This window comes from Ochrobactrum sp. CGA5 (genome assembly GCF_006345815.1).
Classification (GTDB): Bacteria; Pseudomonadota; Alphaproteobacteria; order Rhizobiales; family Rhizobiaceae; genus Brucella.
In genome coordinates this window covers 1-26,358 of the sequence record NZ_VCIG01000018.1, presented here as the reverse complement: position 1 = coordinate 26,358, position 26,358 = coordinate 1, and the positions used below count along the sequence as shown (strand labels likewise).

The following is a 26,358-nucleotide window of genomic DNA, read 5'->3' as shown; positions in this document are numbered from 1 at the left end:
GATATCTTTGATCGTCCTCTCCGCAGAAGACGTTTGGGGAACGGGTTTCTGTCTCATCTTTGCGTCCTTTGATAAAGCTATGATGAGCCGAAAATCCTCTCTTCTTAATTAAACCAGTTTTGTCTCAAAGGCCCTGATGTCGGACACCTCGTGGCACGAAATCGTGATCAACGGCCGTTCCAGCCGCCAAGCCATATGTTCGACAAACCGCGTCTTTCCGCAGCCCGTCGGACCCTTTAGCATCATTGGCACGCGTTCCGCATACGCGGCAGTGAAGTAAGCGACTTCCTGCCCAACAGGCGCGTAATAGGGTTCGCTGGTGATACCGTACTGTTCAAGTGGCATTATCTCTGGATCCCGCTCTTCTCTGCGCTTCCTAAAGGGAGGTTCTCATGGAATCTGCGCGCACCTTGTTTCCGCAATGGGCGTCGCAGAATGCGTGCGCTATTGCGAAGTCGATCCAATCGTCCGCGCAGACCGGAACGTCCCCGTCATTAGCAACGACTTCTTCCACGATTAGTCTTTCGCGGAAGACTGCCCCTTCAAACCGCTTGGTTGAGGGGGCAGTTCGATTACCGATGACCGGTCGAGACCGTGACCGGAATTCCATCGATAGGGCAATCCTCGACACCGGGCGCCGTGCGTGTCATCGACTCGACCATATCGCGGGTGCCCTCGGGGTCGTTCGTCCACTTTCGATAGAAGTCGAAAGGCAGCGCGCATGAGCCGCGGGGGTCGTCGCCGGAATTGATCATTCCGGTGTATCCGCGATGCAGGAGTTTATAGAGATGGTTTTGAGCCTGACCCTTCGCGCGGGCTTCGCGGATTAAGGGGATGGAGAGCTGAGCGAACTGGATCCCCATTTCCTCCGTGCCGCACTCTCCCAGTGACCTGCCGTCGAACCCGACGATCGCCGAGTGCCCAAAATACGTATAGACGCCGTCGAAGCCAGTCGCGTTAGCGACCGCAACATAGCAGTTGTTCGCCCAGGCCATCGCTTTGGACATCATGACCTGCTGTTCCTTGGCCGGATACATGTAGCCCTGGCATCTGATGATCAATTCAGCGCCCTTCATAGCACAATCACGCCAGATTTCCGGATAGTTCCCGTCATCGCAGATGATGAGGCTCATCTTCATCCCCTTCGGTCCCTCGGAGACATAGGTGCAGTCGCCCGGATACCAGCCTTCGATCGGAACCCAAGGCATGATTTTCCGGTATTTCTGTACTATCTCGCCCTTGTCGTTCATAAGAATCAAAGTGTTGTACGGCGCCTTGTTCGGATGCTCTTCATGACGCTCGCCGGTGAGTGAAAACACGCCCCAGCACTTCGCGGTGCGGCAGGCTTCCGCAAAGATTTCCGTTTCCTCGCCTGGAACTTGGGACGCGGTTTCGTACATTTCCTTCGGATCATACATGATGCCGTGCGTGGAGTATTCGGGGAAGATCACGAGATCCATTCCGGGCAGGCCCTGCTTCATACCTATGACGACATCGGCAATCTTCTTGGCATTCGCCAGCACCTCGGCCTTCGTGTGGAGCCGGGGCATTTTGTAGTTCACGACGGCCACTCCGACGGAGTCGCGACCTGAAACGATATCACCATGTTGCATACTGGGCTTTCCTTCTGTTGGACGGATGAAATGAGGTATGGAGAGAGCCCACCTGTGACGCGTGAAGCCCTGAAAAAATGTGAAACTGGTTTCCCGGGGTCAACCGCCCCTTATGTCGTGGGGAAGATCATCGGGGGGGCGCCGGGCGAAGAATGTCAGCGGTCGGAATACGAGGCCAAGACACCGACAAGAACCAGTTCGTTCTGTCTCTTGATCCGGTAAACGCTTCGTCACTGTTCTGTGCGCGCGTTTCACTTATCTCGGTAAACCAAGCGCCATGCCGACATCCCTGTCGGAAGAACCGAAGTAATCGCATGCGCACCTAGGCGCATTTGCTTGGCGTACTCGACAGCACTGTCGAACTTCGGATACTTAGCCTTTTTAGAAAACCATTTTTACGCTATCGATACAAGGTGTTTTGTCACTGTCATGAATGTTGACGGTCAGTCTCTTTTACATGTCGAGACAGATCTCGTTGCCGACGGCGCGTGACACGCAGGGTATGAAATAGTCCTTCCTTTCTTCTTCGGTTAGACACAGGTCGCGATGATCTGGTTCGCCTGAAATCAGCCTTACCCGACATGTGCCACAGGTGCCGCTCTCGCAAGAACTCGCAGGCTTCAGCCCACGCGCTCTAAAGGTCTCGACGATTGTCTGATCGCTTGGTATTTCTACGATTTCGCCAGTTGAAACGCGGCGGACGTTGAAAGCGGCGCTTCCCGTTGCGACGCCTGACACGCCAGCAAAATCCTCGTAATGCACGAGACGGCGTGGCCAATGGATCGTTTGGTTGTAAATCGCGTCCATCATCGGCTTCGGACCGCAGTAGTAGATGTGCATGTCCTGCGGTGTCCGTAAGTACGGCCAGAAATCAAAGTTACCGTTGTCGCCGACATGGCTATGATGAAGGATGACATTTCGAGCAAATGGTCCGTTCGACAATTCGTCAAGGTATGCGGCATCTTCGGACGTGCGTGTCGAGTAGATCAGGGTTACCTGTTCGTGTCCTTCACGGCTAAGTTTGCGAAACATGGATAGCAGCGGTGTTATACCGATGCCCCCAGCAATAAGAAGGTAGCGGCTGCCCGGTACCAGAGGGAGATCGTTCTTCGGAGCCGACACCATGATCGTGTCTCCCTCGCGAATGTCCCTGTGCATTCCAAGGGAACCTCCTCGTCCGTGCTCCTCGCGCTTCACAGAGATCACGTATCGATGATCCTCGATTTCATCGTTGTTTAGCGAGTAGCTCCGAACATCTCCAGAACGCGTTACGACCTTGATGTGAGATCCGGCTGTGAAACGCGGCAGCGTGCCCCCGTTCGGATCTCTTAGGTCGAATTGGCAAATCTCGGGCGTTAGATACCGGCGATGCACCACGACCAGTTCGATACTGTCTTCCATAGCAATTTCCTAGAAGATGATTGCGTCACCTGGGCTGATCTTTCCGGGAGAAAGAACTTCGGCATAGATACCCATATCCGCGTGATTATAGTTCTGCATGATGAGCCGGGGAACCGGAAGATCACGCTTCGTCGTCTTGGGATTGACCTCAGTTGCGGCACACCGCCTGGTGCGCAGACTCCCTTTGAGCCTTACGCTGCCGATCGTGAATTCCCGGCCAATGAGGTCGAGTTCACTGAATGGCTGCCACCCTTCGAAGTAGATATTTGCACGGAAGCGCAGGGGATCGACTTCAGCGCCGATGCGCTCGCCAAATTCGCGAACGGAGTCAAGATTGATGAGCGAAACCGCATTCATCAGCTCCTTGGAAACCACTGACACGTCGGTGAACCTATGCTCTCCTGAAGAGGCAAACACCGGTCGTTGCGCGCTGTCGAGGTCAAACATCGTCGAAAAGAAAGATACTGCTGCCTCGACGCCTTCGAACGTCGAAAGGTCTTCCTCGAGTACGGTGTTTCCCTGTACCTCCAACTTCAGGTGCCGGCTCGACGAGTCGAAACTGCTTTTGAGGCCCGCGAGACGCTCCTCTTTCACCAGCACGATGAAACGATCCTTCGGGATCGGCTCCGGACGCGCCGAATCGAACCCGCTGTCATGGCGCGCGAAACCAAAGATCCTGTCGAAGGGGAAACCCTCGCCAGCGGTCAACTGAGCATCTGTCAAGCGTTGCGCGCTCAGCCCCTTGATGGGGTAATGGTATAATTCTGTGATACTGCCGAGCATGGGGTCCATACCTGTTTGCTTTCAACTTGCGAGCATCAAATCTCGTGCAAGGCGGTTCGCATCGAGTTCGGAATGCTCGAGACTCTGAACGATCCTACCCATGTCCATGAGGTAGGCACGCGACGCCAACTCAGCAGCGAAATCAAGATTCTGTTCTACGAGCAGTACGGCGAGGGTCCGTCCGGCCATCAGCGTACTGAGGATATCGACGATGGTATCGAGGATAGACGGCTGGATACCCTCGGACGGTTCATCGAGAAGCAATACCTTGGGCTCGCCTACAAGCGCTCTCGCCAGCGCGAGGATCTGCTGCTGCCCGCCGCTTAACCCGCCGCCACGGGAACCGAGGTGAGGTTTCAGAGCCGGGAACAGCTCGATGATCTCCGCCACGCGCTCATTTGTCTTGTTCTGCGCATATTGGGTGACGCGGAGATTCTCGAGAACGGTAAGCGCAGGGAATATACCCCGCCCCTGCGGAACATAGCCGATACCCGCCTTGGCAATGTCATGGGATGATAATCCGTCGAGCGACGTAACGCCGCTTAGGGTTACATGGCCTTCCCAAGGTCGAACAATGCCCATGACGGATTTGAGTAGTGTCGTTTTCCCTGCGCCGTTACGGCCGAGGATGCCGACTATCTCTCCAGGTGCTAGATCGAACGATATTTCGTCGAGGATTTTGACACGCCCATAACCGGACCGTAGCCGGTTGACAGAAAGCGAAGCCAAAGGCGGGCTGGAGTCTGGTTTGGTATCAAGCACGCGCACGCCTCCCGAGATAGGTGTCGATGACATCCTGATCGTTCATCAATTCTTCAAATGTGCCAGATCGAAAGATCGTGCCCTGGTGAAGCATTGTAACGGGTGCGGACAAGGACTTAATGAATTCCATATCGTGCTCCACGACGACGAGCGTGTGATGTTCCGACAGATCGTGAATGAGTGCGAGGGTTCTCCGCTTGTCTTCGTCGCCCATCCCCGCACCAGGCTCGTCCAGCAGAACGACAGATGGGTTCTGCATGAGCACGAGAGCGATCTCGAGCCATTGTTGCTGCCCGTGAGACAGAAGGCTTGCCTGTACGTCGGACGAGTCGCGCAACCCGACCAGTTCGATGACCTTGTCAAAATCTTGAGGCTTCAAGGAAGCGAACGCAGCGATCTGAAGGTTTTCTTTGACGGTCAAATCCGGAAAAACCAACGGCACTTGCATCTTTATGCCGAGTCCTCTCCGACACCGTAAATGGGTGGGCAATCTACTGACGTCTTGCCCGTTAAGCATGACTACCCCTGCGTCAGGTTGATGCCGGCCGGTCAATATATTGAAAAAAGTGCTCTTTCCCGCACCGTTCGGACCTATGATCGCGTGGACCGGAGCGGTACCAAATGCGGAATTAACACCTCGCAAGACCTGTACGCCACCAAAATGCTTCATGATCCCATCGACCGTAATCGTTCCTCGGTTAAGTGTTTCGCGAGGAGCCGTCGCAACAGCGCGATGTCGGACGAAGGGCCGTTCTCGACGAGGCGAGACAAGCTTTGTGATCGCAGGAACGATGCCGCCCGGCATCAGCATGACGACGCCGATCAACATCAGGCCGACGATAAGCGGCGTTTGTTGCGCAATGATAAGATCGGCTCCATCGGCCGCAGATTGGACGATCAGCACCCCGACAAATGCCCCAGCCAGCGATCCGCGTCCGCCGACCATGACCCACACCACCACCGTAGCAGCCTGCGCAAGTGAGAAGACCGAGGGATTGATGAACGTTCCCCATGCAGCGAATAGACCGCCGCCGAGACCGGCCACCGTACCGCCGATAACGAAGACAAGAAGTTTCAGCCGGCGAACATCGTATCCTAGTAGCTCCATCCGTAGCTCGTTCGACCGCAGTCCGTCCACCTTGAGGCCAAAGTTCCCCCGCAGCAGAAGATCGAGACACAGATAGATACCCGCCGCGAAGATGATCGCGAATACCAACAGGTCGCGAATGGCGAGTTCACCGTCCCCGATCCCCGTCCAAACCGGAAAAGCGATGCCTGGAACGCCAGGTATTCCGTTAAAACCGCCAAGCAGGGCTTCGCCGATGTGATACTCTGGACCGGCGGTGCTCGACAGGACAGTATAGATGATAAGGGTGACCGCGAGCGTCACGATCGAAAGATACACGTCGTTCAGCCGACTGTAGAAAAGGAAGTAGCCAAGTGCACCCGAAGCGATGGCGCCCACGACGCCCGCCCCTACAAGAGCCGAGATCGTTTCCTCGCTGTACTGAAAGTAATTGATCGCTATGACGGCGTACGCATAACCGCCCAGTCCGAAGATCGCGTTCTGGCCGAAACTAAAGATCCCAGCGCGCCCCCATACGAAATCGAGGCTCAGGGCACAAAGTCCAAAGCTTATCCAGAGTATGAGCTTTAGAGCAGTGGTGGTGGAGATATACGGAACACAAAGAAGCGAGACGATTGTTATGAGAGGCAGCCAAAACAGACCCCTTGCTTGTGCACTTCTGTACATACGTAGGGGATAGGACTGCTGCTCCGTCGTCGAGTTAATCACTATATCGCTCATAGCGCACGCTTCCACTTTCCGGACAGACCCACTGGCCTGATCCGCAAGATTATGATTGCGACCACGAACAGGCCAGTGATGCCCCAGAGATTGGTCAACCCCTGAGACAGCCCGTTCGAAATCCCGCCGAGTAACAGGGCTGCCAGCAGAGTGCCCGATATGAACGCCGGGCCGGCGATCACCACGGTCATGAAAGCCTGACCGACAAAGGCTTGGCCAAGGCTGGGGCTGACGGAAATCATCGGCGCCATCAGCGCGCCGCCCAGTGCAGCCAGTCCGCAGCCAAGTGCGAAAGAGATCAGGTTGACGCGGGTGGAGGCGACGCCAAGAGCCTCGGCCATCTGGGGATTCTGAGCTGCCGCTCGAGCGAGCAGCCCATACTGGGTGCGAGTAAAAAGCAGGTACAGCCCAGCGGCAAGGACGGCAGCAGCGACGATCAGAAATATCGAATACGCCGATACGGAGTAGTCTCCGACACCCACGGCGCCCAGCGGGGTTGCGATTCCGGGCGGAGTCGTTCCGAAAATGTTCACCGCCAGTTGGTAGAGCACGAGGCTTGCACCGAATGTCACGAGCAGGGTGTCAACCAATCGACCCTGCGGAATTCGTGATATCAAAACCACATTCAGCAATACTCCAACGGCGGCTCCGGTAAACGGAGCCGCCGCCATGGCAAGCCACCATGGCAGACCCACGTGATTGACCAGCGTTGTCGTCGTAAGCGCGCCGACCATGAGCAACTCGCCATGAGCCATGTTGACGACACGCATGAGACCGAAGATGACCGCGAGCCCGATTGATATCAAGACAAGTGCTGCGATCGCGGACATGCCGGAGATCACAATGGTTGCCATTTCATCCATCTTTCAGTCCTGCCTTAAAACTTCGGGTTGATCATCTTGTGAGCTCGGCTGTCCTTGCCGACCAGATCGCAGGAGCCGGCTCCAATGACCTCCCGGGTCGGCGCGACCGCCTCGAACTTTTCGATGATCTCGTAGCTCTGTTTGTTGGTTACCCGCGCAAGGTGGACGTTCTGAATGTTGCGATGGCTCGAAGGGTCGAGCTTCGTCTCTCCAGCCGGACCAGCGAAAGGCGCTGCCTTCTCCAGAGCGGCCACGACGTCGTCGATTTCCGTGGAGCCGGCCATTTCCACGGCAACCTTCCATTGATGCCATGCATTCCAGACCTGTGCGGGCGTGTCGGCCACTACCCCGGCGGAAGGGAATTTCGCCTTAAAGCCGGCGAGAAACGCCGCATTTTCAGGTGTCTGTAGGCCCTCGAAATACGAGTAGGCGACCACGATACCCTCCCCCTCCTCCGGAGTGAGGACGGTTTCCTCGCTACCCAGACCGAAAACAGGAGAGACGATCTGCGCGTCCTTCTTCATTCCCGCCGCCGCGAACTGGCGATAGAATGCGACATGGTTGTTCCCGACGAGGTTCGACATGATGACATCGGGTTTTGCCGCCTGGATCCGGCGAATGGTCGCGCTAAAATCGGAGACGTCGAGCGGGATGAATTCGGCTCCGACGACTTGGCCCCCTTCTTTCTCCGCCAGAGCCTTCGTCCACGCGGTCGCCACGTGCCCGTAGATGTAGTCCGCGGCAATGACGTAGATCTTTTTCCCTGCGTTCTTGATCGCCCAGGAGATGAGTGGCCCTTCTTGCTGGACACAGTCGGTCCCCTGCATGAAGCAGTACTTGTCGCATTCCCCGCCTTCATCGATCGTAGGAAAGAACAGAAGTTTCTTGTTCCTGCTCAGCACGGGGCGCGCTGCTTCACGGGAGGCACCGGTGAAACAACCTACGACGGCCGAGATCTCGTCGCTAGCGCCAATCTCCTGAGCATACCGCGAGTAGAGTTCGATCTTCGACTGTGTATCATACTCGTGAAGGACAATCTTTTTCCCGAGCACCCCTCCTGCGTTGTTGATGGCCTCGATGGCGTATCGGGAGACGTTCATCTGCTGAATACCGTAGATATTCAGATTTCCGGTAAGGTCGAAAAGACTGGCGACGTGAAGTTCGGAAGTCTGAGCCCGCAGGATCGACGGCATGGCGACCGTAGCCGCTCCGATCGCACCGATTTTGAGAAGGTTTCGGCGTCCGATACTTTGCGTGAGATTGAAAATCGAGTCGTTGCTCATGATTGGTCCCCTTTTCTTTGAGATTGGCGCAGATAGGTCAATCGACGCTTAGCCGACCATCCCGACAAGACGTTCGGAAAGATCGATAGCCGATCGTTGGATTTTGAAATGGTGATGGAGCGAGCATGCCCTGCTCGCGTCTACGAGTCGTCGGATACGCGATGCGCCATTGAAGCACGCACGTACGACTCTTACCCTCGGTCTTAGACCTACAGGGGCATACGATACGCCTTGTTTCGTAACTGCTCGCGTCTAGCTGCTTGCAAACATGCAGCGGAATGCAGACCAGCCAACTTCCCACAAGTGCGAATATCAGATATCAATTGTAGGATAGAAGGCGGATTGGCCGCCTGCATCAACCAGTTTGGAAATTATGACTGGGCCAGTTGTCCGTCGAAAAGAGCTCATCCTGTCGCTACAGCTGGATCGTACAGGCACGCTGTCACTTTATAGACAGCTCGAAACGCAGATCGTCAACGAAATCTGCAGGGGCCGTCTCCGACCAGGGATGGCTCTACCAGGTAGTCGCGAGCTGGCCGCCCGCCTCGGCGTCAACCGCAAGACCGTGTCTCTGGCTTATGACGAGCTCGTCGCGCAGGGATGGCTGACTTCGAATCCAATGAGGGGCACGTTCGTCGCCGAGCGGGATCCGGCGGAAACAATCTGGCGATCACCCGCCCCTCTGGACACGAGCGCCGGAACGGTGCCGCACTACTCGGTGTACGGAGGGAAGCAGGCTGTACCGGTCGTACTGTCGGGTGGGCCACCCGGAAGCTTCGACGATGGTCTCCCAGACCCGAGGATCCTACCGATCAACGAATTGGGACGGGCGTATAGGTCGGCGTTGCTGAAGGAAGCACATTTGATGCGGCTTGGGTACGGAGACCCAAGAGGTAGCCTCGAGCTGCGGAGCGCGATTACTAGAATGCTGAACGCAGAGAGAGGTCTTTCGGTTACGGAAGACAATATCTGCGTAACCCGTGGTAGTCAGATGGCCATCTATCTCGCTACCAAGATATTAACCCGACCGGGAGACTCCGTGGGGTTGGAGCAGTTAAGCTATCCGCCCGGCTTCCACGCCTTCGCGTCTCACGGCGTCAAGATCGTCCCGCTTCGCGTCGATGAATATGGTCTGGACATCGACCATCTAGAGGAGGTTTGCCGCAAGACCGCAATCCGCTCGATCTATCTCACTCCACATCACCATTTTCCAACGACGGTCACGCTCCCTCCCGCTCGAAGACTCCGCTTGCTATCGATCGCCGAGCAGTATCGGTTTTCGATCATCGAAGATGATTATGATCACGACTTCAACTTCGACAATAAGCCATTGCTACCGATGGCCGGATTCGCCCCAGCGAAAGTTGTCTACATCGGGTCCTTCTCCAAAATTCTGTCCCCTCATCTACGCCTGGGTTACATTGTCGCGTCGGAGAAAACTATCGAAGCGATCTCAGAACAGATCGTGCTGCTGGACAGGCAGGGTGATCAGGTGAGCGAACTGGCCGTCGCGAAGCTGCTTGAGCAGGGTGATGTCTCGCGTCATGTACGCCGTGCGCTTAGCATATACAGGGAACGCCGTGACAGGTTTGGAGATCTTCTGGCTGACATGCTCGGAGACCGGATTGCCTTCCAGCGGCCTAATGGGGGATTGGCATATTGGATCGACCTGAACCGCGATGACTTTGGACGGTTGGAACGGTCTGTGGCGCTTGGCCTGCGTGTGCTGACAAGCCAACAGCTTCAGACGGCCCCGCAGGAGCGTCTAGGTATGCGACTAGGTTTCGCCAGCAAAAACTGCGAAGAACTCGCGGAGGCGCTGCGTGTTCTCAAAGATGTTCTAGCGCACTGACGCTTGCGCGATTTGAAACACGGAACTAAGGTCGCCCCTGAACAACGAAGTTCCACCAACCAGATAAGGCAGTGTCGCCTCCGTTTGCGCCTCTCCGGCGCCGGAGGTTTTTGTTGCTTTTGGAGTTCTCTAATTTGATGACACAGTCAGATGCGTGGCGAGTTGGAGTGCTATTCTCCACCACCGGGGTCACCGCCGCGATCGAAACAACCATGTTGAACGCGACACTCCTGGCCATCGAAGAATTGAACAGCGCCGGCGGTGTGGCCGGACATATCCTCGAACTGCTTCACAAAGACCCTGCCTCTTCTCCAAAGCGGTATAGAGACTTGGCGCGCGAGTTTCTACGCGATGAGGGGGTAACGACAATTTTCGGCGGCTTCATGTCGTCATGTCGAAAAGCCGTCTTGCCTGAGATAGAGGCTTACCGCGGCGTGCTTTTTTACCCCACCGTGTACGAGGGGTTCGAATATTCGCCGCGATGCTTTTATACGGGCGCGTCCTCCAACCAAGGCGCTGTCCAGTTGGCGAGATATCTCATGGCAAACCACGGAACGCGTTTCGTTCTCGTTGGCTCGAATTATGTATTCCCCTACGAATACAACCGCGTGATGACCGACATTGTGACGCAGTCCCGTGGCAAAATTCTCGACGAATTATATGTGCCTATCGATTGTAAAGCCTCGGACTTCGACGTCGTCATCAAGAAGATTAAGAAGCTGGCACCGGATGCAGTCATATCGACCTTGGTCGGCGACGGCGTGAAAGCGTTTTACGAGGCCTACGCGGCTGCGGGACTTGACGCCTCTACAGTGCCAATTGCGGCAATCACCACAAGCGAAGCCGAAATCGCCCAGATGACACCAGGAATTGCTACGGGCCATATTACCAGTTCACCGTTCTTCGAAACTTTGGATCGGCCCGCCGCGGTTCGATTTGTTTCGGCTTACAAGGCCCGCTTCGGGGAAGCCGCTCCTGTTACCGCATGTGCTGAAGCCGCATACTTCCAAGTGTTCCTGTACGCGAATGCAATGGAAGCGGCGGGTACGGACGACGCTGACGAGGTTATCAAAGCGATGGCCGGCCTTGAAATCGAGGCGCCACAGGGGCGCATAAGAGTGGATCCAGCCAATCATCACACTGAACTATGGCCACGTATAGGCCGGGTGAACAAGGAGGGCAGCTTCGACATTGTCTGGGAATCGAGCGAGCGTGTCAAACCTGATCCGTATTTCGTCTCCGCATCCTACGACGACTGGTCGGCAGCGGCAGTCGTCAGTTCCAACGCGTGAGGTTCCCGTGGTCTTCCAGGTTCTAAAAGGCTTACGCGGATTACGAATTCAGGTGATGCATCCGCCCGATACAGAAGGCAAAATGCTCGTCGAGCACCTCCACCGTATAGGCTGCCACTGCGAGACGACTTGGCCTCTGCCTGAGGCTATCAACCCAAATATCGACGTACTGTTCATTTCCGTTGAACAGGAACGACGACGCGAAATTCTGAAGCTTTGTGAAAAAGGGGCGGAGAACGCGCCGACGTTGATAGCTGTGACCTCTTATGAGGATCCCGGAACGTTGCAAATCGTCATGGAGTGCGGCGCTCTTGCAGTGATCGAGCGGCCGATCCGTCCATTCGGGCTGCTAACGAATCTGACGATTGCTCGCACGCTCTGGCTTGAAAGACAATCAATGTCCAAGCGTGTTCGCAAGCTTGAAAGAAAGCTGGCTGGGAGCAACAAGATCCAGCGTGCCAAGTCTATTCTTATTGAATCGCAGGGCATTACAGAAGAAGACGCCTACGAAAGCATACGTCTGCAGGCTATGGCGAAGCGTATAGCGATGGATGAAATTGCATTAGCGATCATTAACGCACACGAACTGCTTACTGCACGCACTGTTACCGCGAAGAAGTAGAAAAAATATAACTTCACCATATCACGATTGCGCGCCTTGAAAGGATGTGAACCTTTGACATGTAACTCTGGTAAGTGAAACGCTTGCGAAACAGCTATTTATCTCGAAAGCCTTCAGGATTATTTTCTCAAGCGTTGTCAAATGGGTGCGTCTGCCAGCAGCACATCACTTCAGGCACGTTCTCCACTCCGTTTGTCTATAACGCAGGTAGCTTCATGGAACCTCATAGAGGCATTGAATTCCAAATGCACCTGTACTTACTTTATAGTTGTTGATCCTGGGGTCGGTGCAGCATAGCCAAACTTCTGAAGGTGGCCACGCTGGAACTTCCGGCGCGCCGTTTCCAGCAGCAACTGCCACGGTCGACGGTGAGCTTTCCGCCAGGAAACTGAGTTCACGCCGCAAACCTAGGATACCTAGACATTCAAACCACTGCTGAGCGATTTTCCAGCGATAGTGACTTCATCCCCCGGATTGATGCTTGGTGGATTGTGAGTTCTGAAATGCGCTTGTTTGTTGGCAATGGTAAAAGAAACAGTGTGATGTGATACCGGACTATTGCCGCCTTTTTTCGTTGTCTGGTGATAATATCCTTCGCTAACATTATCGACCGTACCTGTTACAATTTCCATTGTGTCTCCCCTCCTGCTTTATGCCAGACGCGCCTACTGGCCGAGAAAGATCGAGCCGAGATGCGTCCGCGCCATTTCCTCGGTCAAAAGCCCTTCCTGCATCTTTATCTGGATGCTTCGGTCCAGCGATTGCGCCACAATATTCGTGTTGGTCCGGGCTTCTTTGAATAAGTCGCGTGTAACTTTCGTCCAGTTTTCGACCGGCTGCGAAATATAGCGATCACGCACATCATCGGTGAACACCATGAATTCACGGATAGCAAAGCGTCCGCTCAAGTCCGGTGTCGGCACAAGATGCTGAGCAATGAGAACCTTCAAGGACGTGATCAGGTCATAAGCCCGGCTGACTTGTTCCTCTGGCGGGAACTCGTTGACGATACGCCGAAGCGCTTCTGCAACAGATCCTGCATGGGTCGTCGTGTTGACGATATGGCCTTGAACGGACGCGGCAAGACAACCCGACATGGATTCATAGTCTCGCGCTTCACCGACATTGATAATATGAGGCGCGCGCCTGAGCGAAGCCCAGATTGCCTTGCCAAATGTCGGAATGTTGCGGCCTTCGCCAATTTCGGACTGCGCGATGAAGGAAGGGGAGTCGAGATTTTCGTCAAGCACGTCCCGGAAGGTGTACTCAATCGGCGCCTGATAATCGATGATCTTGCGCGGGTTATCCTTGTTCACAAGATGCGCGTGGGTGATCGCCGCCATCGTTGTTGACTTGCCGTGGCCGGTGCCGCCTGCGATGATGATCACGCCATTCTTGGGATTTAGAAAATCCCGGATTTCATGCTCAAGCGCAACGCTGTCCATTGTCGGCGTTTTGATCGGCAGCGAGCGCACCGAAATCTCCACGCCATCCGATCCACCCACATTTATGCCGGTGGCGTTAATGCGGTAGCGGCGGCGGGTTTTGCGGTCGATGACAATTTCATGCGCAAAGTCCAATGGGCGACCCTGCTTTATGATCCCGGCGGCGTCGGCTGATCGCCACAAGGCCGAAAGGATCATATCGACTTCGGACAGATTGAAGATGCGCTTGGAACCGAAATACTGACGCCCGCTAATCTGAACGTGCAACCGGCTTTCCGACATGATGGAAAAATCGGATGCGCCACGGTTGGACGCGCCCGCGAACAGGTGATTAATCAGTTCAAGATTGGTGTCGAAACGAACGGGTTCCTCATTAAGAAGGGGAACATAATTCCCCTTCGGATCATACTCTTCTGCAGAAAGCTTTTTCTGGTCGATCATGGGTTATTTATCGACCCTGCGCGTGATCGGCTTCCACTTCTTCGGGTTCGTAACAAAGGTGGCGTCATTATCGATGCGAACACGGCGCTGACCGATAAACAGTTCATCATGCGTGCCCTTGGCGCGAACTTCGCTGGAAGAAATCAGAAGCGACTTAATCAGGCCAGCTTCAACCAGACGCCGGTACTCGATCATGCCCGCATAATCTCGCCGCAAGAGATTGAGATTGATCTGTAACGCTTCCTCGGCTTGTCTGCGTCCTTCTGACCAGCCTTCCGCCATATACTTATCCCAGACGGCGCGTTCTTCCTTATCGACGGGCAAAAATTGCTCGTCGGGTTCGGTCGCTTTGTCGAGCGGCATCACAAGGTAGTCGCGCCAGGTCGGAATAACACCGACAATGCGGCCCGGCTTTTCAATCCGGTAATACTCGTCCGCTGCCACGCTTTCGCGCCCGCCTTTGGTGATTGTGAGCGCTTCGGTGGCGCGTGTCACAACGGGCGGCACGACATAGCCTGCCTCACGCGGAGCGGTGTAAACGACTGCGCTGAAATTGAACTCTTCGGAAAGCTGTGGCGATTTGCGCTCCAGCTCGGCCATGATTTCATAAGCGCGCCGTTCAAAGCCAGCCTGCGCGGCGTAGGAAATGGCTGCATCACGCAAAATCTCAACCCGCGCCCGTTCAACGCCAGCGCCGGGGCTTCCACTACGGGTACGTTTGGCAAACTGCTCGTAGGTCGCCGGGACGTAACTTGCGCCGGTCAACTTGTCTGGGCCGCCGATAAGAGGCGGCGGCGCATCTATGTCTGTCTTGGTGGTTGTGCAGCCGGCAATCGTCATGGACGCCAGAACAAAGGAAACCGTCAACCGCATTAATACAGCCTCGTATCGTCAATATGGGCAACCGGGCTGCGCTCCGGACGCTTGTAGCGCACGGTAATGCTCTTGTGCCTCTGGTCGATGGTGATCCGGACAAGGCCATGCGCCTGCAACAAGCCTTCTTCCATAATGCCGTAAGCAGTATCGTTGTGACGATTGACCGCCACAAGGGCAGGCGCTCCGGGGCGTTCGCCATACTTGCGAACGCTGTAGCCGATTTTCGCCGCCGTCGATTTGATAAGATCTTCGACCGGGCCGTTAAAGATCGCGCTCATGGGCATCATAAGAGCGCCAGACGGCGGTTCTTTGTGAACGAGAGTTATTACCCCAACGGGTCTTTGATTGAATGCGGACTTCTCTAGATAAACGAATTTCTTTTCTTCATCTATGTCAGTAATACTTTTATCGACCATCAATCCAACATCTTTTGTATGGAAATTAGTCTTTTGTGCGCAGCCAGCGAGCAATAGCGCCCCCGTTGCAACAATAATCCGCATCCGATTATCTCCCTTGTTGCAGGAGATTAATCACAATTTCCAATATATTACAATCTGGTTTTTCTGGCTAAATCAGACTTCTATCTCATTCCCACGACTTTGCGACAGACTTTGGCTTTGCCCGAGGCTATAGGCGCTCGAATGGAGGTCGATGCTCTGTTCGGCAGATTTAACATGCTGAACCTGTGTTGCAAGCTCTGAGGCAATCGCCGGATCGATCGTTGCGGCAACTCGATTAAACCGCTCGCTTTCAGTTGGGCTTGTCTCGAACCTTCCAAATCGTTCGGTGAAGGCCGACATGAACTCTCCGATTTCCCGGCGTGCCTGCTTGCCTTCGTCACTGTTCAATAGCTGCTCCTTGTTCGCACCAACGTCATTGAACTTCTCAATGAAATTGGTAGCGCCCTGCGACAGTCCCGGTAATCCGGTCTGCATTTGCTGCCTGAACAATGTCTCCTTCTGGGTAACATCCTGCGTGACGTTCTCATAGCGGGATGCGAAATGCCTCATGGCACTTACCGCTGCTGGAATAGCAGCGATTGCAGCGGCGCGCTCTTCATTCGGTCGTCCAAGGAAATTGCGCTTGCCGTGCATGTCTCCGATCTGCTCCGGATTCTTCTGCATCATCGCAAGCGTGTCATGAACATTGACGCCATTACGAACGTCATTGATGAACAGCTTCGCAATTGCCCCCGCGTCTGTGTAACACTGCGCTAGATCTTTCTGCATGTAATTCGCGGCTTTTACAGTTTCCGGGTGTGTGACCGCAATCCGCGAAACGGTCTTTGCAATATCTTCGTTGAATACCGGCATGGCTGGAACCAACTCCTTCTCAGGGGTTCTCCATAGAGAGACAGATTTTTCATAAGCCGCCTCGATGCGATTATCCTTACTTTCGCTATGCATAAGCTTGGCGACTTCGAGCTGATTAACGGCAAAGCTTGCACGGGCAAGACTGTGCAGGGCAGGCCAATCGCTTTCAATCATTTGCTGATCCGCTGCGGAGAACTGCGATAGGGCAGGGGCAAGTTTCTCGGCATTAAACTTTTGTCCCGCCGCAAGGATCGTAGTCGGTCCCATTACATCTTTAAGGCCCGCCATAAATGTTCGGACCTCGCGTGAGTTACTTCCATCGACGAACGCGTTCTGGCTGGTATTCAACACTTCCTTGCGTGATCGATCGGTGTCCATGCGTTCTGCATGTTCAAACGTGTGCTGCAATCTGGCAACGACTTGGCGAACGTTGTCAGGCATGACGGTATAAACGCGCAATGTCTGTGCCGGTACTGGCGATGTAACCGGCGACGGGTTTACCGGCGACCTGACAGACTGAGCCCTTTGTTCGGGCGTTGACCGAATTTCTTGCGACGGGAATAGACGCTGACGAACGGACCGCAAACGCTCGGTTACTTGCTCAAGTCTGCCTTTCCAATGATTGACTGTTCGCTCAACTGCCGCTTTCCAGTCTGACGGCGTTCCAAGATCGCGCCGCTCCATAAAGCCACGCAATGCATCCGCATAGTCCTGCGTATGGCGATGAAGGAATGAAACGTCCTTCTGGCGATCATTGGACAGCCGATTGAGAAAATCATCACGATCCTTGAATGCATCCGGACTGGTGATCAGGCGAACATAGTCTCGATGACGAGTCAAGGCAACATAGCTCAACTGAGCGTCCATCATGCTCGTTGCATAGATAAAGGCATCGTCAACGGTCTTGCCCTGCGACTTATGAATGGTCTGGGCATATCCATGCGTGAACGAATTATAGCGCGCCGTATCGATACTGACCGTTTTACCGTTATCGACTTCAACTGAAAGAGAACGGGTTTTCTGATCGTATTCGGTGATGAAGCCGACCGAGCCGTTTTTCAAACCCGTTTCATAATCACCCTCAAGGAAGATGATCTTGTCGCCAATCGCAAACGATTTGGTTCCCTTGCTCGTCGTTAGAGAAAACTCGTCTTGTAAACCGCCTGCATCTTTCAAAAGCGAACGCGCATATTGATTGAGCGCTTCCACATCGTCATTGCGATGTGTGAGGATAATTGCATCATTGCCCGCGTGCCAGCTTTGCCCCCATTCTTGGACAATCTGCTTTCGTGCATCAACACCCTTGGCGCTGATCTGAATATTACCAAGCGCTTCATGACGCTCAAGCGCCTGCCGCGTTTCGCCTCTTGCCAAATGCAATGAAGCTGCAACATGCTCCGGATTGCGTTGACGAATGATCCCCGTAAGTTCGCGATAACCGACATTCTCAGCAATACCCCGGAATGCAGCACCTGACATGATTGGTTGAAGCTGACGATGATCGCCTACGATAATAAGCTTGGCACCGGCCTTTTCGACATGTTCAACAATGGTGCGCATTTGCTGCGACGAAACCATGCCAGCTTCGTCCAGCACGAATACATCACCGGCTTGAAGGTTACGCTTATCTCTTTCCCAATTCACCTCCCATGAGCGAATTGTCCGGCTATTGATCCCGCTGGATTCACGAAGACCGTCAACAGCAACGCCAGCCAGGGCAGCGCCAAATACCCGTGCCCCATTGGCTTCATAAGCCTGACGCACGACATTCATTACTGTTGACTTACCAGCACCCGCGTAGCCAACAACCGTTGCAATGCCTTGGGCTTGCGTAACGTACCGAATAACCGCCTTCTGTTCGTCCGAAAGCGAAAAGCCCTTGTCTTTCTCAAACGAATTAATCGAAGCCTGAACGCGCTTTTCAGGAACATAGAACGTGTCTTGCCCGTGAAGCTTCTCGGCGTTCTCAAGAATGCTGTATTCGTTTTCAAAGACGGCCCGCGTGGTATAAGTAGCAGGCGTAATCTCTTTATCCGAAACAGGATCATAAACAGGGGCGGCGAGTGCGATTAGATTATCTGATGCGCCAATGCGAAGTATGACGCTTTGATAATCTGCCCGGTTATCCGTGTATTTAAACACCTCTCGCGCTATGTCCCGATCATTGAAGACGGATTTCTGAGCCGTAATTTTATCGAGAATAATTTCCGGATTATCCAGTACAGCTTGACGATTGATCGACTGGATTTCGTTGTTGCGCTCGATCCGATCTGATTGACCACCATTGGCAACGATTGCATTGGCACCGACACCAATATGGGTAGTTGGTACAAGTGCAATTCCTTGCTCTTCGTAGGAACGATGGTCAACGCGTACATCATGACCGTGCATGGCTAAATGATGGTTTTGAACAGTGGCCCATGCCTCACGAATGCCCGGAAGATCGAGCTTGCTTATACCGAAAAGGGAATACTGAATCTTGCCGATCTTGTCCCGACTGATATTCCCTTCGTTATCAAGAACGGGCTTCATGACTGGTCCGAAACCGTTCTCAGCAAGCGGCCTCGTCTGAACCATTATATGGACATGCGGATTTTCCGGGACGGCATGATAAGACCAGTCCGCCACCAAACCACGTGATGTCAGTTTTTCCGAAACGAACTGTCGAACAAGATCAATGTTCTGATCACTGGTCAGTTTGATGGGCAAGGCAAGCACAATTTCATTGGCTAACCGCGAATTGATACGGGTATTATGATGCTCGACCTGCGACCAGAATTTTTGCGAAGGCTGATCGCCCGGCAACTCCAATAGCTCCCTGACCCATTTTGGCGATCCTTCGGGAATAGCAAACTCCGAATGGATGACGGCAGGCTTGTTGCTATAGGAGTGATATTGGCCGGTAGATTCATTGATCAGGTTCGCGGCACGGCGATAGGCGACAGCCGCAACGGCACTTTGCCCCCGCGCTATACTGAACTCCTTTACACTCAGATGATAAATCGCCATGGCGAAAGCACTACCATAAAGAAGTTTTGAAAAAAACTTCTAAGTGCGCCCTTAGTGAACTTTCGTTCGCTTCGCTCTCAGTTCTCAGGGACTGGTGCTGTGGATCAATCATCGGTATTAACAACAAATGTCGAACACCCACAGGCGTATAAGCTATGAGCAGGGGTTTTCGTACTTCTCGATGTAATGTCATCAGCCGAGGATATCGAACGATACACACCTAGCTCATACCGTGTTTATCGCAGCCGGATGTTCGCTGTTGAGTCGAAATTCATTTGAATATATCTTCATCTGATTTAACAATATCGTCCGCGCTGCGCGCGGTCTGATCTGCAATCAATGACACACAGACCATATCCGAACTAACACGGCTCACTTACGCCAATCGCATAGAGTGGGAATAATCAGACGCATCGAGCGTCTCATTATTCGACCTACGCTATTCCTACGGCGCTAATTGAGTTGCGCGGAATAGCTTCGGTATCAGCGCCATTTCCTGATACCACTATGAGCAGGGTAAGCCCTTTCTCATAATACAAATCGCATCGAACGATTTCTATTATCTACCTCCGCCAGCCCTACGGCGCTATTTAGGTTGCGCGGGCTGTCTCCGGTTATCAGCGCCTTTTTCTGCATTCTTGCGCATGTTTCTTGCTTCGAAAAGAGATAGCCATTACAAGATTAAACGTAACTTCTAATATCTTAGAAATGGAAAGGAACACATTTCATGGCGCGTCCTAAAGGCACAAAATCGGTCTCACAGATTGAAGCTGAAATTGCCGCTCTCCAAGCGCAGCTTCAAGAGGCAACAGCGGCTCAAGCGCAAAAGATTGGCGAACTGGCAATAGAATGCGGGTTGCTTGATGTTCCAACCGCTGAACTCAAGAAAGCGTTTCAGGAATTGGCAAAACGATTTCGCGACAGCGCCGATAAGTGATCTCGGTCGGCTTAGAAACCGACTGCGTAATCTGAAAGGTAAGCTTGCAATGCTGAAAAAATCTGACCGCGCTAAGGATGCGCATGAGAAGATCCAGTTGGGCGGGCTTGCCGTTAAAGCCGGGCTAAGAAATGCCGATAAGGCGTTTCTTCTCGGTGTTCTGATCACGGCAGCAAGGCAGCAAGACGATAGCGCATATGTCCACGAAATGACCGCGATTGGCAAAGAGGCGTTCAAGAATGATTGAAAAGGAACCGCGTCCGTCTTGGTCGGCATATACATTTATCGGCATCACTTTGGCGGTGCTTTCGGTACTGGCCTTTGTCTTCGGCTACGTTTTACGTGATTGGCCTATGAGCAGTTCAAGGCTTTCGTTTCGTGAAAGCCTGACCTGCTACTTGCCTCTCTATCCTTCTCGCTGTGTCGATCTGATCGCCTCTCATGGAGGATTTGCGCCAGCTAAAATGCTAAGTTACCAGATAACAATTGCATCGCCACTGGTGGCGCTTCTGTTGCTCGGGGGCTTTGTAATCTGGTTTCATTATATGCGTGTGAAACCGATAGACATTCTCAGCGGCTTGACCGTTGGCCGTTTGCCGGATCTTCTCGACGCTGCCAGATACGAACAGAAAACTAGCAAATATCCTGCGGTGCCAGGCATCCATATGTTTGACGGCTGGCACGTGTCTTTGCCGCGTGAAACGCGCCACTTCAATATCATTGGCGCTCCCGGTGGCGGTAAAACCATAATCATGTCGCGCATGATTCATGCTGCTGTTGAACGGAATGACAAAGTTATTATCTTCGATCAAAAGGGCGATTACACCAAAATCGTTCCACCCAATATTGTCGGTGCCATGGGTTATGAACCGACAATTCTAAGCCCCACGGATGACCGTTCGGCTGTCTGGGATATTGCGAGGGATTTGGTTGTTTCACAGGAAGCAATTGAGCTTGCCAATCGTCTTGTACCTCAAGCGGCCAATCGATTTTTCTCTGACAGTGCGCGGGCAGTGCTGGCGGTTTGCATCATTAAACTAATGGCGACCAATCCGGGTAAATGGACATGGGCTGACCTTCTGGAAGAGACCAGAAAGGACAATGAAACACTTCTGGCGACGGCATTAAAGTACAGCCGTGGTACAAATCTCTTCCTTGAAGCTGATTTCAAACAGGTCATGTCCACGCGATCCACGCTTGAAGCGCATATGGGAATGCTGGATATGCTGGCGACCGCATGGCCGTCTTATGAGGGAAAGAAACTGTTCTCGATCCGCGAATGGTTGATGGACGAAGTTAAATTCGGAACCGTCATTATCAAGCATGATGGTCAGTTTTCCGCGCTGTCAGACGCTTGGATTTCCTCTATTTATGCGATTGCGATCAATACCGTTACTGACAGCAAATCGCTAAACGATGACGATTTGCGGCGCATATGGTTCTTCATGGATGAATGGGCGCAACTCCCGCACATCAACCAGTTTCAGACCTTTGTTACCGTTGGCCGGTCCAAGGGTATTTGCGTAGTTCTTGGGCTGCAAGATGCCGCTCAGGTATCAGAGAAATATGGTCAGGACGCGCTAAAGACGCTCATGGCGAGCGTGGGCACGACGATAATTGTGCAAGTAAACCACGGTGAAACGGCGCTGACGTTAGAACGCTATTTCGGAAAAACCAGTTATCTTGAATGGAAGCGCAAGCCTCTGGGGACATTGGGCGGTTTGCAATGGGTCGATAACCGCGTGGAAGAAGCGCCGTTTCGCTCTACTGAATTTAGCACCTTGCTCGGAACCGATAAGCATGGCGTTAGGTGCTTGGTGTCTGGCGTCGGTGAGCATTTATATAAGGTCGTCGTACCGCTTGAAGCCTCATTCACTGATAAGGCACGCGATCCTGCAATACCGGCTGAATGGACGACGACATTCAAGGTTGATGGCAAATTCGCGACCGATGATGAAATTGCCGCCTATATCGCAGGCGTTAAAAGTCGCCAGAAAGCGGATATGAAATCTGGCGATTAATCGGTTCATTCCGGAGATTGGAAAGACGCCTAACGGCGTCTTTTTATCATCCGGGGGGATGCGAGAATGGTTACGTGCATGGTGCGGGTTTGCACCCGTTTCATGTCGTCTCGCTCGCGTTGCGTGATGATGACGCGATACGTGTCATCTGTCAGGCGAGCGATTTCATACTGAATATGCCTGCTATGGCCGCTCCACCAACCGCGCTCTAGAAGAGCCGAGATATGGCGTTTGTTGCTGGCTGTCAGGTGCCGACCTTCGATAAGACGGATTGCGTAATTTGCCTTTTCAGCGTCTTCCATTTTCTGCGCTCCATTAATCGCCCCATTGGGCGAGACCTCTTCCCTGTGATCGGGGAAGCAACAGCTTTCCCCGGTCATAGGGGGGAGGGCGCAGCCCGATCCCCGGCCAAAAGGCGGTCTGTGAAGGGGTCGGGGCAAAACAAAACGGAAGGTTCGGGCGTAAGCCTGAAAGCCGATTTTTTTGACGCGACAAGCGGCTCGCCGCGCTTGCCCCTTCACTGAGCGTCTTTTCGATGGCAGGGGGGCGGTGTCAGGCTTGTATGCCTTGGCATTCCATTTTCGCGACTGGTGCATAGCGCCAGGTGCGACTATGGCCGTGTTATTTCTGTCTCGTCTTTAGTCTCGCAGCCAAATTGGTTCTCGGTCAGGGTCGGGGGGAATGGCGGATGATCGCAGCCGGAAGGCTGCGATCTTCCGGTTTGCCTGTTTAGGTTTTGTCGGCTTTGCTGACGCTCGTTTGATAGCTGATCTCGACTTTCGCGATGAACGGAAGCGAGAGTGTGACGGAAAATTTAAACTGGCCCGCACGGGTCAGTTTCGAGATTTGCCGGTTGATAAACTGGCGCAAGCGGCGTCCGGTCTTCTGGCAAAATGCGATGAGTGTTTTCATGGTGCTTGTCCTCCTGAAAGTGGTTGTGCGCAATCGCGTAGCTCGAATACGGCAGTAGCGGACGCGCGCACCGCTTGCGGTTGAAACGGAGCGTAGCGGAGAGGAGAACCCCGAAGGGGTTGCGCGTATAAGGCCGCGGATGCCGTATCGTGCGAAGCGATTAGATTGCGCATGGCCACTTTCAGGAAAAGAGGACAAGCACCATGAAAATACGGAGGTACAGGCCACGGACGCCCCGCCAGTTTATCAACCGGCAAATCTCGACCGAACGAAGTTCGGTTTCCGTCACACTCTCGCTGGAGTGGAGCTGGATCAGCAAACGACCGTTGACGCCGACAAAACCTAAACAGGCAAACTGGATGAGCCGCTTGCGGGTCATCCACCATTCCGGGGGGAGGAGCGCGAGGAACCGGGGACCGGGGGGTTCCTCGTACCGTTCGGTGCCCGCTCGATGCGGGCGCCGGACGGTTTGGGGTTTAGGCCATAGCCCGATTATGCGCGGATAGCTCGCGCCACCATATCGGGAGCTTGTTCAATTACCTTCAAGAACAGCATTGCGGCGCGATCTGGTTGCCGCCGTTTTTGCTCCCAATCCTTGATTGTGCCAGCGGGCAGGCCGTACCGCTTCGCAAATTCGGCCTGCGATAGTTTCAAGCGTTTACGGATCGCCGCAACGTCAATGCTTTCAGGGACAAACACGGCTGCGGGTTCTGCTCGCCCTTGTGCGATTGCCAGCGCTTCATTTGCACTCTGGATAAGCTCTTTTCCAAAGGTCATGCCTTATCCTTTCTCTGTCTATATGCGTCGGCCAACCTGGGAAGGATGCGGGCCAGTTCGTTTCGTTCGGCTTTAGAAAGGTTGCCTTTCTCATTCTTCCCATAAATTGCGAGGGCGAAAACGGGAATGTCGCCGCCCCCGAAATAATGAATGGTGCGGAATCCTCCACTTTTTCCTTGGCCTTCGCGGGCGTGACGCAACTTGCGCGCTCCGCCAGTTCCGGCCATAAGCGCCCCGGATTCTGGATCGCTGGCGATCACGGCGACGATCTCTTGCAATTCGTCGTCGGATAGCCCGCACCGTTTGGCCTGCGCTAGAAATATAGTGGTCTGGATTACGCTTTGCATATCATCACTATACGGCAATGCCGTCCATCATTCAACTAAAATATACGGCAAAGCCGTATATTTTAGGTCGTTGGATGGTGGCTTGATAAAATGTTCCGGGCTAGAGCGTTATCGCATTCTTGCAGACAATAACGCCTTTCTCCGTGATAGCGGCATTCTTGGAATCGCAGACCTTTTCAGTCTTATGCGGCTGCGCCGTCTGGGTTCGGTCTGCGGCGCATCCTGTTAGCGCGATGAAAGCAATCAATGCACCGGATATGACAATCTTGTTCATGAAAATGTCTCCTTCCGGATAAATTCGGCAAGCTGCGGAGGCGAAAACTTTCCGCCCCATCTTGATTTTACAAGCTGCGCTGCATCGATTTTGGCTAATTCAAGCGTGGCCTGATCAGGGCGAGCATCATCAATTCTGTCCAGTAGTACTTTTCCAGCAACTTCAATTTTCTCTTTTAGCTCCTGCCACGTCTCAACAGTGTAGCCTTGTGACCGAAGGTCATGGATCATGAGATTCATTTTCGAATTAGACGTGTATTGCTCTATGACATCATCTTCGCCACTGGTTGCATAGGTAGTGTCCCATGCTGTGTAGTGTTCCACGATACGATTGCCGTACTCGTCTTTGCCGTAGGATGGCTCTATCACACATGTTTTCATAATCGTTGTTTCCCTGAACTGCTACTTTCCTGCTGTCGATGGCAGTTTATGCCGGTTTTGACAGCGCCATTTGTCTTTTGTTCCTGAGCGCATCACGGCGCACAATAAAGCGATATCCGTCCCATTCGTGCCAGCATTCCCACCCTGACGGGGTTGCCCGACCATACCAGACGCGGACTTTGACGCGATCCGCGTCAACGTCCTCGACAATCTCAACGGTAAAAGAGCCGCCAAGCCCGGAATCTGTGTCGTAAACTTCAACGCTTGACCGGCGATTGTTGCCAAATTCGTTCATGGCCGTACCTCCTAGAAAAACGCCAGTTGTTCGGCGGGACGGGCGGGGGCGGTGACGTGATTTGCAGCGATACGCTGGATTTCCCTTTCGCGGCGTTCTCGCGCTTCTGCAAACTCGAAACAGGCGATTTCGCAGATGATACTTGTATCTTTCCATTCATCTTTGAAAATCGACGTATCGACGCCAGCGCCGGATTCCATGACAAGGCCGGTCAGTTTCTCGAACTCGACGCCACGGCCATTTGTGCGGCGTTCGTAATAGGGGCGTCCGGAATACTGGAAGCTTGCCGATTGCTGCGGAATGATAAAGGTTCCGTAGTCGGCCATTTGCGATGCAATATCGATCACGTGAAATTCAAAATCGGGGCCGTGATAACGGGGGCCGTTTTCCGTGCGACGAACGCGACCAAAGGGCGGGTTTCCGATGGCCCAATCAAAAGGTTTTCCGCCTAGATCATCGTGCCACCATTCGCGCCAGTCGAAAACATCGGCGCAAATCCAATGGGCATCCGGTACGAGTTTTTTCCCGATTTCGACATATCGCGGGTTGCGTTCTATACAAGTCACCGATGTGGGTTCGGTTGCCCAACGGCTGCGGGCAATCGTGAAGTAGGACAAAACGCCAATGCCCGCGCAAAGATCGATGACGCGGCCTTGTCCTGCATCAATGGCAAAATCTGCCGCCATATCGTAGGGCGTGAAAAAGGCACCTGCATGAGCATTGTTGAAGTCAGCGCCTTCATGCCAGTTGTTGAAAACAAACTCGCGTTCATCTTCTGTGAGACGATCTTTCGACAAAATGCGCTCCGCCTCCGCATGTGCCTTGCGCTGCGCTCTGGTCAGTTTAGCCATATCGAAGGTTCCTTTTGCCAGTGGGCGAAGCCGCGCCCTTTGTCGGGTAATGCCCTGTGCATTAACCCCGGCAGAGGGGGCGGGCGCAGACCGCCCCCAGACAGTGTGATTTTCAGTCAAGGATTGCAGACGGAAGAAAAACGGAAGGTTCGGGCGCAGCCTGAAAGCCGTTTTTGTTCCGGCTGCAACGCTTTGCGCTTGT

27 protein-coding genes and 1 pseudogene are annotated in these 26,358 nt (G+C 53.6%); 6 read left to right on the top strand and 22 right to left on the bottom strand.

Annotated features, from left to right (window positions below; translation table 11 throughout):
• Positions 1-123: 123 nt before the first annotated feature.
• From FJQ48_RS12260 to FJQ48_RS12225, 8 genes and pseudogenes are all read right to left on the bottom strand, one after another.
• Positions 124-345 (bottom strand): annotated as a pseudogene (locus tag FJQ48_RS12260) (AAA family ATPase); the annotation flags it as partial.
• 227 nt (positions 346-572) lie between these two features.
• On the bottom strand, positions 573-1,613 hold the full coding sequence (locus tag FJQ48_RS12255; RefSeq protein WP_139975379.1) for an aliphatic amidase: 1,041 nt from the start codon (positions 1,611-1,613) through the stop codon (positions 573-575).
• A 453-nt stretch (positions 1,614-2,066) separates the two neighbouring features.
• Complete coding sequence (locus FJQ48_RS12250; RefSeq protein ID WP_139975378.1) at positions 2,067-3,014, bottom strand: PDR/VanB family oxidoreductase; 948 nt, start codon at positions 3,012-3,014, stop codon at positions 2,067-2,069.
• A gap of 9 nt (positions 3,015-3,023) precedes the next feature.
• Positions 3,024-3,806, bottom strand: a complete 783-nt coding sequence (locus FJQ48_RS12245) for an MOSC domain-containing protein (RefSeq protein ID WP_247870369.1) — start codon at positions 3,804-3,806, stop codon at positions 3,024-3,026.
• Positions 3,807-3,818: 12 nt separating this feature from the next.
• Positions 3,819-4,559 (bottom strand): ATP-binding cassette domain-containing protein, encoded by a 741-nt coding sequence (locus FJQ48_RS12240; RefSeq protein ID WP_247870368.1) that lies wholly within the window; start codon positions 4,557-4,559, stop codon positions 3,819-3,821.
• The gene (locus tag FJQ48_RS12235; RefSeq protein WP_139975375.1) at positions 4,552-6,366 is read right to left on the bottom strand and encodes an ATP-binding cassette domain-containing protein; all 1,815 of its coding nucleotides are present in this window, start codon (positions 6,364-6,366) and stop codon (positions 4,552-4,554) included. Before FJQ48_RS12235 ends, FJQ48_RS12240 begins: the two co-directional genes overlap by 8 nt.
• Positions 6,363-7,229 carry a branched-chain amino acid ABC transporter permease gene (locus FJQ48_RS12230; RefSeq protein WP_139975374.1) on the bottom strand — a complete coding sequence of 289 codons (867 nt, stop codon included), beginning with the start codon at positions 7,227-7,229 and terminating at the stop codon, positions 6,363-6,365. The genes FJQ48_RS12235 and FJQ48_RS12230 overlap by 4 nt, the downstream gene beginning before the upstream one ends.
• A gap of 14 nt (positions 7,230-7,243) precedes the next feature.
• On the bottom strand, positions 7,244-8,512 hold the full coding sequence (locus FJQ48_RS12225) for a transporter substrate-binding protein (protein ID WP_139975373.1): 1,269 nt from the start codon (positions 8,510-8,512) through the stop codon (positions 7,244-7,246).
• A 373-nt stretch (positions 8,513-8,885) separates the two neighbouring features.
• Here FJQ48_RS12225 and FJQ48_RS12220 point away from each other — a divergent pair, with 373 nt between their 5' ends.
• The 3 genes from FJQ48_RS12220 to FJQ48_RS12210 all read left to right on the top strand — a co-directional run bounded on the left by FJQ48_RS12220 (position 8,886) and on the right by FJQ48_RS12210 (position 12,278).
• Positions 8,886-10,364, top strand: a complete 1,479-nt coding sequence (locus tag FJQ48_RS12220; protein WP_139975372.1) for a PLP-dependent aminotransferase family protein — start codon at positions 8,886-8,888, stop codon at positions 10,362-10,364.
• Positions 10,365-10,501: 137 nt separating this feature from the next.
• Positions 10,502-11,656, top strand: coding sequence for a transporter substrate-binding domain-containing protein (locus tag FJQ48_RS12215; protein WP_139975371.1), 1,155 nt, complete (start codon positions 10,502-10,504; stop codon positions 11,654-11,656).
• A gap of 7 nt (positions 11,657-11,663) precedes the next feature.
• Positions 11,664-12,278, top strand: coding sequence for an ANTAR domain-containing protein (locus tag FJQ48_RS12210; protein WP_139975370.1), 615 nt, complete (start codon positions 11,664-11,666; stop codon positions 12,276-12,278).
• Between the two features lie 416 nt (positions 12,279-12,694).
• Here the strand turns inward: FJQ48_RS12210 and FJQ48_RS12205 are convergent, their stop codons facing one another.
• The 5 genes from FJQ48_RS12205 to traA form a co-directional block, all read right to left on the bottom strand.
• Positions 12,695-12,910, bottom strand: a complete 216-nt coding sequence (locus FJQ48_RS12205; RefSeq protein WP_139975369.1) for a hypothetical protein — start codon at positions 12,908-12,910, stop codon at positions 12,695-12,697.
• Positions 12,911-12,943: 33 nt separating this feature from the next.
• Complete coding sequence (locus FJQ48_RS12200) at positions 12,944-14,164, bottom strand: ATPase, T2SS/T4P/T4SS family (protein ID WP_139975368.1); 1,221 nt, start codon at positions 14,162-14,164, stop codon at positions 12,944-12,946.
• Positions 14,165-14,167: 3 nt separating this feature from the next.
• Positions 14,168-15,037 (bottom strand): type IV secretory system conjugative DNA transfer family protein, encoded by an 870-nt coding sequence (locus FJQ48_RS12195; protein WP_109989676.1) that lies wholly within the window; start codon positions 15,035-15,037, stop codon positions 14,168-14,170.
• The gene (locus FJQ48_RS12190) at positions 15,037-15,540 is read right to left on the bottom strand and encodes a DotD/TraH family lipoprotein (RefSeq protein ID WP_139975367.1); all 504 of its coding nucleotides are present in this window, start codon (positions 15,538-15,540) and stop codon (positions 15,037-15,039) included. The genes FJQ48_RS12195 and FJQ48_RS12190 overlap by 1 nt, the downstream gene beginning before the upstream one ends.
• A gap of 72 nt (positions 15,541-15,612) precedes the next feature.
• The gene (gene traA / locus FJQ48_RS12185; protein ID WP_139975366.1) at positions 15,613-19,362 is read right to left on the bottom strand and encodes a Ti-type conjugative transfer relaxase TraA; all 3,750 of its coding nucleotides are present in this window, start codon (positions 19,360-19,362) and stop codon (positions 15,613-15,615) included.
• A gap of 727 nt (positions 19,363-20,089) precedes the next feature.
• Between traA and FJQ48_RS12180 the strand changes: the two genes are divergently transcribed.
• Genes FJQ48_RS12180 through FJQ48_RS12170 form a run of 3 tightly spaced genes read left to right on the top strand, consistent with a single transcriptional unit; the run spans position 20,090 to position 22,320 of the window.
• Positions 20,090-20,299: a TraC family protein gene (locus tag FJQ48_RS12180; RefSeq protein ID WP_038595237.1), complete on the top strand. Its 210-nt coding sequence runs from the start codon at positions 20,090-20,092 to the stop codon at positions 20,297-20,299.
• A 49-nt stretch (positions 20,300-20,348) separates the two neighbouring features.
• Entirely contained in the window at positions 20,349-20,546 is a 198-nt protein-coding gene (gene traD / locus FJQ48_RS12175; RefSeq protein WP_109989678.1) for a conjugal transfer protein TraD, read from the top strand.
• Positions 20,539-22,320: a type IV secretion system DNA-binding domain-containing protein gene (locus tag FJQ48_RS12170; RefSeq protein WP_139975365.1), complete on the top strand. Its 1,782-nt coding sequence runs from the start codon at positions 20,539-20,541 to the stop codon at positions 22,318-22,320. The genes traD and FJQ48_RS12170 overlap by 8 nt, the downstream gene beginning before the upstream one ends.
• Positions 22,321-22,349: 29 nt before the next feature.
• Here FJQ48_RS12170 and FJQ48_RS12165 read toward each other — a convergent pair whose 3' ends face one another.
• From FJQ48_RS12165 to FJQ48_RS12130, 9 genes are all read right to left on the bottom strand, one after another.
• Positions 22,350-22,622 (bottom strand): hypothetical protein, encoded by a 273-nt coding sequence (locus FJQ48_RS12165; protein WP_125302312.1) that lies wholly within the window; start codon positions 22,620-22,622, stop codon positions 22,350-22,352.
• Positions 22,623-23,049: 427 nt separating this feature from the next.
• Positions 23,050-23,232, bottom strand: coding sequence for a hypothetical protein (locus tag FJQ48_RS12160; RefSeq protein WP_038595061.1), 183 nt, complete (start codon positions 23,230-23,232; stop codon positions 23,050-23,052).
• A 181-nt stretch (positions 23,233-23,413) separates the two neighbouring features.
• A complete protein-coding gene (locus FJQ48_RS12155; protein WP_125302309.1) occupies positions 23,414-23,611 on the bottom strand; it encodes a hypothetical protein in 198 nt (65 codons plus the stop codon).
• A gap of 113 nt (positions 23,612-23,724) precedes the next feature.
• Complete coding sequence (nadS, locus tag FJQ48_RS12150) at positions 23,725-24,009, bottom strand: NadS family protein (RefSeq protein WP_125302307.1); 285 nt, start codon at positions 24,007-24,009, stop codon at positions 23,725-23,727.
• Positions 24,006-24,356, bottom strand: a complete 351-nt coding sequence (locus tag FJQ48_RS12145) for a type II toxin-antitoxin system RelE/ParE family toxin (RefSeq protein WP_125302304.1) — start codon at positions 24,354-24,356, stop codon at positions 24,006-24,008. The genes nadS and FJQ48_RS12145 overlap by 4 nt, the downstream gene beginning before the upstream one ends.
• 100 nt (positions 24,357-24,456) lie before the next feature.
• Positions 24,457-24,630: a hypothetical protein gene (locus FJQ48_RS22390; protein WP_180350197.1), complete on the bottom strand. Its 174-nt coding sequence runs from the start codon at positions 24,628-24,630 to the stop codon at positions 24,457-24,459.
• Complete coding sequence (locus tag FJQ48_RS12140; RefSeq protein ID WP_139975364.1) at positions 24,627-24,998, bottom strand: hypothetical protein; 372 nt, start codon at positions 24,996-24,998, stop codon at positions 24,627-24,629. Before FJQ48_RS12140 ends, FJQ48_RS22390 begins: the two co-directional genes overlap by 4 nt.
• A gap of 58 nt (positions 24,999-25,056) precedes the next feature.
• A complete protein-coding gene (locus FJQ48_RS12135) occupies positions 25,057-25,305 on the bottom strand; it encodes a hypothetical protein (protein ID WP_125302299.1) in 249 nt (82 codons plus the stop codon).
• A gap of 11 nt (positions 25,306-25,316) precedes the next feature.
• Positions 25,317-26,358: hypothetical protein (locus tag FJQ48_RS12130; RefSeq protein ID WP_247870367.1), on the bottom strand; the 1,042-nt coding region annotated here is incomplete at its 5' end.